This window comes from Bacteroides sp. CACC 737 (genome assembly GCF_013874375.1).
Classification (GTDB): Bacteria; Bacteroidota; Bacteroidia; order Bacteroidales; family Bacteroidaceae; genus Bacteroides; species Bacteroides uniformis.
The window spans coordinates 2,638,068-2,650,958 of sequence record NZ_CP059408.1 but is presented as its reverse complement, the minus strand read 5'-3'; the positions used below and the strand labels follow the sequence as shown (position 1 = coordinate 2,650,958).

At 45.7% G+C, this 12,891-nt stretch carries 8 protein-coding genes; 7 read left to right on the top strand and 1 reads right to left on the bottom strand.

Annotation, left to right across the window (positions count from 1 at the left end):
- Nucleotides 1–38: 38 nt before the first annotated feature.
- From dcuC to H1A11_RS11515, 4 genes are read left to right on the top strand one after another with little or no spacing between them, the layout of a single operon-like run.
- Nucleotides 39–1,433, top strand: coding sequence for a C4-dicarboxylate transporter DcuC (gene dcuC, locus H1A11_RS11530; protein WP_022401143.1), 1,395 nt, complete (start codon nucleotides 39–41; stop codon nucleotides 1,431–1,433).
- Between the two features lie 15 nt (nucleotides 1,434–1,448).
- Entirely contained in the window at nucleotides 1,449–2,594 is a 1,146-nt protein-coding gene (gene iadA, locus H1A11_RS11525) for a beta-aspartyl-peptidase (RefSeq protein WP_009037984.1), read from the top strand.
- Nucleotides 2,591–5,623: a M14 family zinc carboxypeptidase gene (locus tag H1A11_RS11520; protein WP_138345801.1), complete on the top strand. Its 3,033-nt coding sequence runs from the start codon at nucleotides 2,591–2,593 to the stop codon at nucleotides 5,621–5,623. The genes iadA and H1A11_RS11520 overlap by 4 nt, the downstream gene beginning before the upstream one ends.
- A gap of 29 nt (nucleotides 5,624–5,652) precedes the next feature.
- Entirely contained in the window at nucleotides 5,653–7,680 is a 2,028-nt protein-coding gene (locus tag H1A11_RS11515) for a glycoside hydrolase family 97 protein (protein ID WP_117600056.1), read from the top strand.
- Between the two features lie 27 nt (nucleotides 7,681–7,707).
- Here the strand turns inward: H1A11_RS11515 and H1A11_RS11510 are convergent, their stop codons facing one another.
- Nucleotides 7,708–9,768, bottom strand: a complete 2,061-nt coding sequence (locus H1A11_RS11510; protein ID WP_181757238.1) for an RNA degradosome polyphosphate kinase — start codon at nucleotides 9,766–9,768, stop codon at nucleotides 7,708–7,710.
- Between the two features lie 155 nt (nucleotides 9,769–9,923).
- Between H1A11_RS11510 and H1A11_RS11505 the strand changes: the two genes are divergently transcribed.
- The 3 genes from H1A11_RS11505 to rfbB all read left to right on the top strand — a co-directional run bounded on the left by H1A11_RS11505 (nucleotide 9,924) and on the right by rfbB (nucleotide 12,885).
- Nucleotides 9,924–10,418, top strand: coding sequence for a metallophosphoesterase (locus H1A11_RS11505; protein ID WP_005827049.1), 495 nt, complete (start codon nucleotides 9,924–9,926; stop codon nucleotides 10,416–10,418).
- A gap of 364 nt (nucleotides 10,419–10,782) precedes the next feature.
- A complete protein-coding gene (gene rfbA, locus H1A11_RS11500; protein ID WP_005827046.1) occupies nucleotides 10,783–11,655 on the top strand; it encodes a glucose-1-phosphate thymidylyltransferase RfbA in 873 nt (290 codons plus the stop codon).
- 87 nt (nucleotides 11,656–11,742) lie between these two features.
- A complete protein-coding gene (rfbB, locus tag H1A11_RS11495; protein ID WP_005827045.1) occupies nucleotides 11,743–12,885 on the top strand; it encodes a dTDP-glucose 4,6-dehydratase in 1,143 nt (380 codons plus the stop codon).
- The last annotated feature ends 6 nt before the right edge of the window (nucleotides 12,886–12,891 follow it).

Here is a 12,891-nt window from a genome sequence, read left to right as displayed (position 1 = left end):
ATTCAAAAGAAAACAAAAACTTAATATCTTGATACATCATGTCCGAATTGGCTTTCATTTTTAGTCTTCTTATGGTAGGGATTACAGCGGTAGGTCTTTATCGTAAGCTCAATCCTCAAGGTCTTTTGATGCTTTCCGGTTTATTAATGCTTACAGCTGCTTTTTTCATGCAAGTGCATTCGGTAGTACCTAGTGAAGCTACGGGAATGGTGGTGTTTGATTTGGTAAGGATGATAGAGGAAGTTTTTCTTTCTAATTTGGCGCGTGCAGGGTTTATGATAATGACAATTGGCGGTTATGTAGCTTTCATGAATAACATAAAGGCTACTAATGCATTGGTCTATATTTCCATGAAGCCATTAGGTCTTTTTCGACGTTATCCTTATTTGGCGGCTACTATAGTTATTCCTATTGGACAATTACTTTTTATTACTACTCCTTCAGCTGCCGGATTAGGATTGTTGCTTGTGGCTTCGGTTTATCCTGTTTTAATTAGTTTGGGAGTAAGCCAACTTACAGCATTGTCAGTCATTGCCGCTGCTACTCTATTTGATCAGGGACCGGGGTCGGCAAATACTGCTATGGCTGCCGAATTGATAGGACAATCCAATGTGGAATATTTCATCACTCATCAACTTCCTTTAGTAATTCCTACTTCCTTGGTTGTAATGGTACTCTTCTATTTCAATAACCGTTATTTTGATAAAAAAGATGCAAAGAAACAGCAGGATGGCATATTGCAGGTGTCAAATGTGACTGCAACCTCATTAGTAGAAAAACCGGATGTTCCATTGGCTTTTGCGCTACTCCCGGTATTACCTTTGGCTCTTCTCATTTTCTTTTCACCTTTTGTGGGACTGTTTCAGCCTACTGTAACATTGGGTACCACTACTGCTATGCTTTTTTCTCTGTTCTTATCATTGGTATTTGTGTTGTTTCATACTCGTAGTGTGCGTACTACTTTTAACGTTTTTGCAAGTTTTTGGAAAGGCATGGGAAATGTGTTTACTTCAGTTGTAACATTGATTGTAGCTTCAGAAGTTTTCTCTAAAGGACTGATTGGTTTGGGATTTATTGATTCATTGGTGGGTTATTCCTCTCATATCGGACTTTCGGGATTAGCTATTGCCGCAATCTTTACTCTCATTATTTTTGGAGCTGCCATGCTGATGGGAAGTGGCAATGCAGCCTTTTTTTCATTTGGTCCTTTATTGCCGGGTATAGCCACTCAGCTTGGTTTGCCGGTTTTTTCATTGATACTTCCTTTGCAGTTGGCGGCAAGCATGGGACGTGCCGCATCTCCTATTGCCGGAGTCATTGTTGCCATTGCCGGGGTAGCCGGTGTGTCATCAGTGGAGTTGGCAAGGCGTAATACATTTCCTTTAATAGGAGGAATTGTTTTCTTGATACTTTATCATCTTATCACTTTCTAAAATTAATCGACAGCTATGTTTACATTGATAAAGAATGCAAATTTATATGCTCCTGCCTATCTTGGTAAAACAGACATTTTGCTATGCGGAGAAAAGATTGCGCATATTTCAAAGACAATTGAACTGAATGAATCATTTTGCCATACTATTGACGTGCAAGGTAAAATTGTTACTCCGGGATTTATAGATCAGCATGTACATATTACTGGTGGAGGAGGGCAACAAGGTTATGCCTCATTAGTCCCCGAGGTGACTATGAGCGAACTGGTGGCATGTGGTACTACTACTGTATTGGGTATGCTTGGTACTGATGGATTTGCCAAAGAACTTACTACGCTTTATGCCAAGGCCAAAGCTATTGACGATGACGGATTGTCGGCTTATATGCTGACAAGTTATTACGGATTGCCTACCAAAACATTGATGAATAGTGTGGCTGACGATCTTATCTTCATAGATAAAGTTATTGGCTGTAAGCTGGCGATGAGTGATGACCGTAGTCCGTTTCCGACAGAGCAAGAGATATTACGTATTATACATCAGGTACGTTTAGGGGGATTTACATCTGGTAAAGGAGGAATTCTCCACATTCATTTGGGAGCACTTCCGGAAGGTATTGAGCCCTTACTCAATATTGCTCGTCACTATCCTACACTGATATCTTATCTGTCTCCTACTCATCTGATACGTACTGAAGCTCTTTTTATGCAGGCTGTAGAATTTGGTAAATTAGGTGGAATGATTGATTTTTCGACTGGTGGCTCAAAGTTTGATACTCCCCATCGTTGTGTGATACGTGCATTGCGAGCTGGTGTCCCCCTTGATCGCATTACTTTTTCTAGTGATGGCCATGGTGGCGTACGCAGAGTGAATCCTGAAACTGGAGAAATAACTTATCGTCCTGCTCCTTTGAATTTAAATTTCAAGGAGGTAGTTGCATTAGTCAATGAGGAGGGGGTACCATTGGAACAGGCGATTACATTGATAACATCCAATCCGGCTCGTAATCTGAAATTACGAGCTAAAGGTATTGTGGCACAAGGAGCAGATGCAGACTTGTGTTTTTTGGCGGAAGATTTGCAGCTTACAGATGTCATTGCCCGTGGTAAATTTGTAATGCAAGATGGTACAATAGTAAAGAAGGGAAGGTACGAATTATGAAGAAGCTGATTATATTTTGTATTGGATTCCTCTGTATTTGTTTATCTGCAATAGCGAAACAGACTTTGGAAAGGCCAAGAGGTGAACATTTCTTCACTTATAGTCAATACCCTCCTTTTGCCGATCGCCCGGTAGATGTACATTATTATATACCTTCCCAGGGGGATATTAAACAAATGCCTATTGTATTTGTCTTTGAAGGAGGAGACCGCGGCTATCGTTATCTTTTGGACGGTTGGAAAGAAGAAGCGGAGAGAAAGGGTTTTATGCTTTTTATACCTCACTTTGATTTGAAATCTTATCCTTTGGCAGACTATCAGGAGGTGGGGGTGATGAATGCTGCCCATACAGTAGCTAATGCTCCCGAAAAAATTACACCAGTGTTGGTTGATAAACTATTTGAATATGTGCGTCAATTTACGGGAAGCATGCGCAAAGGATATATGATTTATGGTCATTCTGCTGGTGGGCAATTCGTACAGCGTTTCATGCTTTTTCACGATAGTCCTTATGTGGAAAAAGCTATTATAAGTTCTCCCGGTTGGTATACTTTTCCTGATTTGGCCCAGACATATCCTTATGGTACGGCTGGTATCCCCTATATTTCATCTGAACAGATAAAAAAATACTTGTCAAAACCTATCATACTACAGCTGGCTTTGGGAGATACGATACGTGAGTCTTTTCTACGCAAGACTCCTGAAGCTGAACGACAAGGACGAAACCGTATGGAGCGTGGGCGTAGTTTCTGGCTTTATATTCACCAGTTGGCTGCATCCCGTGGTTGGGAATGCCATTGGCGCAAGATAGAAGAGTGCGGCATCGGGCATGAGGCTGTCCCTATGGGGAAACAAGCTGTGCCATTATTGACGACAGATTCTTTACGGGTACTTTTTATAGGTAACAGCTATACTTTTTTTAATCGTTTGCCATGGCAAGTCCAATCGTTAGCATCCTCATGTGGAAAAAAAATATCAGTGCGCCAGGTTGCTAACCCTGGTTGGTACTTGAGACAGCATGCAGCCAATACGCAAACATTAGAGGCGATTCGTGAAGGAGGATGGGATTATATGGTGATGCAGGAACAGAGCAAGGCACCTACTCGTGAAAAGGAATGGGTAAAGAAGAATGTATTCCATCCTGCGGCGCAGTTAGATAGTTTACTCCGTCTTTATGCCCCAAAAGGAAAAAGTGTCTGTTATATGACATGGGGGCGTAATAATGATACTTATGAAGGAATGCAGCAGCAACTTACGGAAAACTATTTGGAAATGGCTGATGTCCTTGATGCTTATTGTGCTCCTGTGGGTGAGGCATGGAGACGTGTACGTAGAGAGTGTCCAAGTTTGCAGTTGTATAATTCTGATGGCAGCCACCCTAGTCCTGCAGGCAGTTATCTGGCGGCTTGTGTCTTTTATGCAATTTTTTTTGGTGAGCCTTTTAGCAGCGATTATTATGCAGGTCTACCGTCTGAAACGGCTCTTTATTTACAGAGGATAGCACAAGAAGTGGTATTAGCTAATCTTGTGTTATGGAATAGAAATCAGTCGAAGCAACCTGCCGGAGTAACTGCAAGTTTCTATCCTGACCCCAAATTTGACCGTGAGACACCTACTCTAAGTAAACCTTACGGTAGCGGATTGGCATCGGTTGATGAGATAAAGGACTATTTACAACAATTGGTTGTACGTTCTCCGGGTTTGGCATATATGGAGAATATTGGTGTTACCAAACAAGGACGTACCATTCCGGTACTTTATTTGGGTACTCCCGACAAGAAGAAGGTAAGGGTATGGATTCAAGCGGCACTGCATGGTAACGAGCCGGCAGGTGCTGAGGCTGTATGCATGCTTGTCCGTTACTTACTTTGTGAAAAAGAAGGACGTGAATTGCTGAATCATATAGCTGTGGCTTTGGTTCCTATAGCCAATGTTGATGGTTATGCCATTCAGCAACGTCGTTCAGCCGATGGTTACGATTTGAATCGCGATCAGAGCAAATTAGAGGATACTGTCACTTTGCTGTTGAAGCAGTCCTATCAGCAATGGAATCCGGACGTAGCTCTTGATATTCATGAATATACACCTTTACGTCGTGAGTTTAACTTATTACGTGGAGTGCCGACAGCAAATGCTGCTGATGTACTTTTTTTACCTACAGGACATCTTAATGCGCCTTTAGCTTTACGTACGCTGTCTGAAGAACTTTTTCGTCGTGAGGCAGAGGTCGTTTTAAATAGTGCCGGTTATGCTTCCGGTTTCTACTTTACTCCTCGTGTGGCAGATGGTTCCCTTGTTCTTGTAAAAGGTGCCAAAAGTCCGCAGTCCAGTTCTACTTTTCAAGCATTGACGGGGGCTGTATCGCTTTTTGTCGAAATAAGAGGTATTGGATTGGGACCGGAGTGTTTTGCACGTCGTAGTGAGTGCGGTTTCTTGGTGGCACGGCAAACGTTGGTTACTGCTGCGCAACATCGTGCTTCAATTAAACGTAAGATAGAACAAGCCAGGAAGCGCACCTTGAAAGCTACTGAACCGATATATGTTACTTTCACTTCGGATACTGTACGTCATGTAGTCTCTTTTATCGATTATAAGGCCAATGAACTGTTTAAGACTGAACTGCCAACCCTTGATGCCATGCAGGCAACACCTCAATTGATGCGTACTCGCCCTAAGGCTTATCTGCTCGATGCTCCCTGTACAGAAGCAGTATGTAAGCTTCGAGCGTTGGGTGTACACATTGAGCAAGTTACCCGTGTACAAAAAGCAAAAGTTGAGCGTTACAAAGTAACCCGTCTGTATCGTGCAGAGAAGGAATGGGAGGGGATTCATCCGGTAAATGTAGAAACGGATGTCTATGAAGATAATGTAGAACTTCCAATAGGTAGTTGGTTGGTACCTTTGGCACAACCTTTAGGAAATTTGGTTGCCACGTTGCTTGAACCGGAGTCTGTCTGTGGTTTCGTAAACTTCTGTGTTATTCCGGCTGAGGAAGGAAAGGGACTGTTTATCAGTAGACTTATAAAATAAGAATTGGATATATAAAATTAAATTCGGTAATGACTATGAAACTAAAAAAAACGCTACAGATTATACTTGCTTTATGTTTAGGCCTATGGATGATTTCATGCCAGCAGGAACATATCAAGTTGACCTCTCCAAATGGAAAACTTTCTTTAGAGTTTACACTTGATGAAGAAGGTGCTCCCCGATATTGTTTAAGACATGCGGGGAAGAATATTTTACTTCCTTCACGTCTGGGATTGGTTTTGAAGGATGCGCCAGATCTTTTGACTGGTTTCGTTCTAAAAGAGGTTAAGCATGATTCGCATAATGATGTGTGGCAACCAGTATGGGGGGAAGAGGCTGAAATTGTAAATCATTATAATGAATTGAGGGTATGCCTCAAGGAAGAAACATCGTTGGAGCGGGAACTGAATATTATTTTTCGTCTTTTTGATGATGGGATGGGATTCCGGTATGAGTTCCCGCGCCAGCAACAGCTACAAGAGTTTCTTATTGATGACGAAGTGACTGAATTCGTTTTTCCTGCAGATTATGATGCTTGGAGTATTCCAGTGAAAGGAGTTCGTTTTTACGAGGCCTTATTTGAGAAAAAAACTCTTAGTAAGATGGGATGGGTAAGCACTCCGGTGACGATTGAGACAACAGATAGCCTTTATTTGGCTATTCATGAAGCAAATCTTACAGATTATGCTGCCATGAACTTGAAGCCGGTTGAACAAGTTGAAGATAATAAAACGGTTACATTACGTGCGGCTCTTACACCTTGGAGTACAGGTGAGAAAGTACGTGTTACCGATACCCGTGTATCTCCTTGGCGTACAATGATAGTGGCTGAATCTGCCGGTGATTTGCTTCTTTCCCGTCTCATGTTAAATCTTAATGAACCTTGTCGTATAACCGATACTTCCTGGATACAACCTATGCGCTATATTGGAATTTGGTGGACTTATCACATGAAGCATAACACCTGGCATGCCGGTCCCCATCATGGGGCCACAACAGAGAATACAATGCGTCACATCGATTTTGCTGCTGCCAATAACCTGGGAGGTGTACTGGTGGAAGGGTGGAATGAAGACTGGGCTACTTGGAAGTTTAGTTTCACAAAACCTTATACCGATTTTGATATACAACGTATTACTGATTATGGGCGTAGCAAAGGAGTAGCTTTGATAGGACATCATGAAACTGGCGGTAATGTTTCCAATTATGAAAATCAGATGGAAGATGGTTTCAAGTTCTATGAGAAATATGGTGTGCATCAAGTAAAAACGGGTTATGTGGGCGATTTGCTTGATGGGAAAGAATATCATAGCAGTCAGTTTGGTGTACTTCATTATCGCAAGGTAATAGAGGCTGCTGCCCGTCACCGTATCTGTATTGATAATCATGAACCGGTGATTCCTACAGGTTTGCAGCGTACTTTTCCTAATCTGATGACACAAGAGGGAGTACGTGGACAAGAATGGGACGCTTGGGATGTAGATGGTGGAAATCCTCCCTCTCATACCGTAATATTGCCTTTCACTCGTGGGTTGGCAGGCCCGATGGACTTTACACCGGTGACGTTTCGGTTTGTTAACGATGTAATGCCACAGACACGTGTACATACCACACTGGCCAAACAATTGGCGCTGTTTGTGGTGCTCTATTCACCGTTACAAATGGCTTCGGATGAAATAGAGAATTACGAGGCTAATCCGGAACCTTTTAATTTTATAGTATCTTGTCCTACAGATTGGAGCAGAACAGTGGTGCCGGAAGCATGCATTGGCAGTTATGTTACTATTGCCCGTTGTGATAAAGGAGAGGGATACTGGTATATAGGCAGTATCACGGGAGATGAGGAACGAACGGCTAATATCAGTCTGTCTTTTCTCGATACAGATAAAAGATATCTGGCTACTATTTATCGTGATGCTCCTGAGGCCGATTATGAGACATGTCCTGCTGCTATACTTATAGAAGAGCGCGAAGTGACTTATAGTGATACCCTCACCATTCGGCAAGCACGTAGTGGAGGAACTGCCGTACGTCTGTGTCCTATAAAAGACAGTTGAGCCGGAGGTATATTGGGGCAGAGTTGTTTATATTTTCTCTCTCAAGTATTCGTAAAAGCTATATTGCGACCGTACCTTCTCCTTTTGCGGTCGCGACGACTTCCAGCGGTTTCGCAACCGGTCGTCCACAAAGCAGGCTTTCCGTTTGTCTGACAGTTGTATGGATAGCATATCGATGAGCTCTTGCTTCAAGTCCGGGTCTAGAATGGGGGTGACGGCTTCGATACGGCGGTACAAGTTACGCCGCATCCAGTCCGGCGAGCCGAGGAAGAGCTTGGGTGCGCCGCCGTTGCCGAAGTACCACACACGGGCATGTTCCAGAAAGGTATCCACGATGCGTGTCACGCGGATGTTGTGGCTGTACTCCTGCCCGGGGATGAGGCAGCAGATGCCGCGGACAATGAGGTCTATCTCTACACCGGCTTGCGAGGCTTCGTAGAGGCGGTCTATCATGGCGGGGTCTTGCAGGGCATTCATTTTTAGGATAATCCGTCCTTGCTTGCCTTGCCGGGTCAGTTCTATTTCGTGATTGATGAGGCGGTTCAGTTCAGGAATCAGGTTGAAGCGGGCCACAAGCAGGCGGTGGAACACCGGATTTTCCTTTCCCTGCAGAGTACGGAACAAGTTGTGCAGGTCGTTTACAATCACCGGGTTGCAGGTGAATAGTCCGCTGTCCGCATAGAGGGTGGCGGTCTTTTCGTTGAAGTTGCCGGTGCTGATGTAGGCGTAGCTTGTCAGTTTGCGCCCTTCCTTGTCGCGGCGTAGCACGAGGGCTACTTTGGCATGTACCTTTAGTCCCGGTATGCTGAAAATGATGTTGATGCCGGCGGTTTTCATCATCTCGGCGGTGGCGAGGTTGTTTTCTTCGTCGAAGCGGGCTTTCAGTTCCACAAAGACAGTGACTTTCTTTCCGTTCTGTGCGGCGGCTATCAGGGTGTTGATGACGGTGGAGTTCTCTGCCACGCGATACTGGGTCACCATGATTTCACGCACGGTGGGTTCGTGGACGGCTTCATATAGAAAATGGATGAAGTGGTCGAAGGAGTGGTAGGGATAATGCAGCAGCAGGTCCTTCTTCTCCACATAGCGGAAGATGGATTCGCGTTCGTCCAGGCAGGTCAGCTTCATGGGCTGGGGTTTCTTGATGGGACGTACGCTTTGGTTGGGATTGGGCAGATGCCGCAAATCCTCCATGTTGAGGTGCTTGTCTCCCGGCACCAGCTCCCGGCGGTCTATGCGGTAGGCATCTACCAGAAAGTCGAGGAAGTCCTGGGGCATGGCGCGGTCGTATACAAAACGGCACACGGCGCCTATCTTGCGTTTCTTTACCTTCTTCTTCACCTGCTCGATGATTTCGGAGGTATTGGCGGCATCGTCTATCAGAATATCCGCATCGCGTGAAATCTTGATGCAATAACTGCTGTCCACTTCATAACCGGGGAAGATGGTATCCAGATTGGCCTTGATGATGTCTTCAATGAACATCAGATAATAGTCTTTCCCCACCTTAGGCAGCTGGATGAAGCGCGGCACTTTGCTGTACGGCAGTTTCATCACGAAATACTGGATACGGTTTGGAGAACTGGCGGGAGCTCCTTTCAGATGAAGCCGTACGGCCAGATAGAGACGGTTGTCGCGCAGGAATGAAATCACCTTGTCCTTGCTTACGGGCACCGGGGCCAGATAAGGGAATATCTCTTCGCGGAAGAAGCTGCGCACAAAGTCGCGGTGAAACGGTTCTACGTTGCGGCTTTGATAAAATATGATGTGATGTTTCCGCAGGGCGGGCAGTATCTTCTGTTCGTAGATGCGGATACGTTCCTCCAGTTGGCGGTTGACTTCTTGGTTGATTTCATCTACCAGTTCGGCGGCAGACTGCATAGTCTCTTCATCGCTTTGCGAGGCTCCGGTGGCTATGGCCTTATGGTCGGCTACGCGTATCTTGTAGAATTCTTCCAGATTGGAAGAGTATATAGAAATAAAGTTGATGCGTTCGTATAGCGGCAATGTCTCGTCTTCCGCTTCCAGCAGTACGCGGTAGTTGAAGGAAAGCCAGCTGATGTCACGTTTGAAATATCTGTTTTCCATAGTTTAATGTGCTAAAGTGATTAATGTGCCAATGTGCTAATGAAGAGAAGTTCGCGGATGGTGCGCAGCCAATTAGCATATTGGCACATTATCACATTAGCATATTGATTTCTTTCCCAAATATAATTACCTTTGTCTTAATAAACAAAGGAAAGATGACAAAAGTTGGTTTATTATCGGATACGCATGGCTACTGGGATGAAAAGTACCTGCAATATTTTGAGGGCTGTGACGAAATATGGCATGCCGGTGACATCGGTTCGCTGGAAGTGGCACAGAAGCTGGCGGCTTTCCGTCCCTTCCGTGCCGTGTATGGCAATATTGACGGGCAGGAGATACGGCAGCTCTATCCGCAGATTCTCCGTTTCACGGTGGATGGGGCGGAGGTGCTGATGAAGCATATCGGCGGTTATCCCGGCAACTACGACCCTTCCATCAAGGGCAGCATTCTGGTGCGTCCCCCAAAGCTGTTCATCAGCGGGCACTCGCATATACTGAAGGTGAAGTATGACAAGACGTTGGATGTACTCCACATCAATCCGGGCGCTGCGGGCATTCAAGGTTTCCATAAGGTGCGTACGATGGTACGCTTTGCGGTTGATGGGGGAACGTTTAAAGATTTGGAGGTGATAGAACTTGCTGACCGATGATGTAGTTTGTTTATTTTCAATGGATTGTATTTACCGATTGTTTACGCTGTAGTGTAAAAGCCGTTACATGCTAATGTAAAGGTCGTTACGCTATTGGGTAAAGGCCGTTACACTATTTGGTAAAGGTCGTTACACGCTGAGGTGAAGACCGTTTCATCAAGGGGTGACGGCCGTTACGCACTGAAGTAAGCAAAACAATGTACCGGAGTAAGCAAAGCAATGAAGTAAAAAGATGAAACCAAGCCTTCACTTAATCGAATTTTTCCATTATCTTTGTACCCGAATAGCAAGTAGAGCCGTGGGGCATCGTCCTCCTTCTTATTTTATTCTCCATTTTGAAGTATCACCGAAAAAGAACTGAAATATGAAAGGAATTATTCTTGCAGGTGGCAGTGCCACTCGTCTCTATCCGTTGTCCAAGGCTATCTCCAAGCAGATAATGCCCGTCTACGACAAGCCGATGATATACTACCCGCTCTCTACACTGATGTTGGCGGGAATTCGCGAAGTGCTTATTATCTCTACTCCACGTGACTTACCCATGTTCCGCGAGCTGCTGGGAACCGGCGAAGAACTCGGTATGTCCTTTTCCTATAAGATACAAGAGAATCCCAACGGACTGGCACAAGCCTTTGTGCTGGGTGCAGAGTTCTTGGACGGCGGACCGGGCTGCCTTATTCTGGGCGACAACATGTTCTACGGTCAAGGCTTCTCCGCCATGCTGAAGCGTGCCGCTTCCATAGACAAGGGTGCCTGCATCTTTGGTTATTACGTCAAGGACCCCCGTGCCTACGGTGTAGTGGAGTTTGATGCCAACGGCAAAGCCGTCTCGCTGGAAGAAAAGCCTGCCAATCCTAAAAGCAACTATGCCGTCCCCGGACTGTACTTCTACGACTCCACCGTGACAGAGAAAGCCGCCTCCTTGAAGCCCTCTGCTCGCGGCGAATACGAAATTACCGACCTCAACCGTCTCTATCTGGACGAGGGCACACTGAAAGTGGAGCTCTTCGGCCGTGGCTTTGCCTGGCTCGACACCGGCAATTGCGACAGCCTGCTGGAAGCCAGCAATTTTGTCGCCACCATCCAGAACCGTCAAGGCTTCCGCGTGAGCTGTATCGAAGAGATTGCCTGGCGCAAGGGCTGGATAGATGTAGACCAGCTGTATCGCTTGGGTGAACAGCTTGGCAAGACCGAATATGGCAAATACCTGATGGAACTGGCTGAATCGAAGCGATGAACTCTTTGTTCCCCAAAAAGAGAAGGAGAATAGTTCTCCTATAAAGGCCCGCTGACTTTAATTTTTAATTTATAATTTTTAATTCTCATGAAGACTTATCTCGTAACCGGTGCCGCCGGTTTTATCGGCGCCAACTATATTAAATACATCCTGGCAAAACATAATGATATTAAAGTGGTGATACTGGATGCCTTGACCTACGCAGGCAATCTGGGCACCATTGCCAATGACATTGACGATGAACGTTGCTTTTTTGTAAAAGGTGACATCTGCGACCGCGTGCTTGCCGACGAACTGTTTGCCAAGTATAAATTCGATTACGTAGTGAATTTTGCTGCCGAGAGCCACGTAGACCGTAGCATAGAGAATCCCCAGCTTTTCCTGATGACCAACATCCTGGGTACACAAAACCTGCTCGACGCCGCCCGCCGTGCCTGGGTCACGGGCAAGGACGAGTCCGGTTATCCCACTTGGCGCAAAGGCGTTCGTTACCATCAAGTGTCTACCGACGAAGTTTACGGCTCACTTGGTGCCGAAGGCTACTTCACAGAGCAAACCCCGCTCTGCCCGCACAGCCCTTACAGCGCCAGCAAGACGAGTGCCGATATGGTAGTGATGGCCTATCACGATACCTATAAGATGCCCGTCACTATCACCCGCTGTTCCAACAACTACGGTCCTTATCACTTCCCCGAAAAGCTGATTCCGCTTATCATCAAGAATATTCTCGAAGGCAAGAACCTCCCCGTCTATGGCGACGGCAGCAACGTGCGTGACTGGCTCTACGTGGAAGACCACTGCAAAGCTATCGACCTGGTTGTCCGCGAGGGTGTGGAAGGCGAAGTCTACAACGTAGGCGGTCACAACGAAAAGACCAATCTTGAAATCGTGAAGCTGACTATTGCCACCGTCCGCCGCTTGATGGAGGAAGAACCCCGTTACCGTGCAGTGCTGAAGAAACAAGTAAAAGCCGCCGACGGCACGATTGACATCAGCTGGATAAACGAAGACCTTATCACCTTCGTCAAAGACCGCCTAGGTCACGACCAGCGTTATGCCATCGACCCCACAAAGATTACCAATGCCCTGGGCTGGTATCCGGAGACGAAGTTCGAGGTCGGCATCGTCAAGACCATTGAATGGTACCTGAACAACCAGCCGTGGGTGGAAGAAGTGACCAGCGGTGATTATCAGAAGTATTACGAACAGATGTATGGAGGTAGAGGTTAAGGTTTA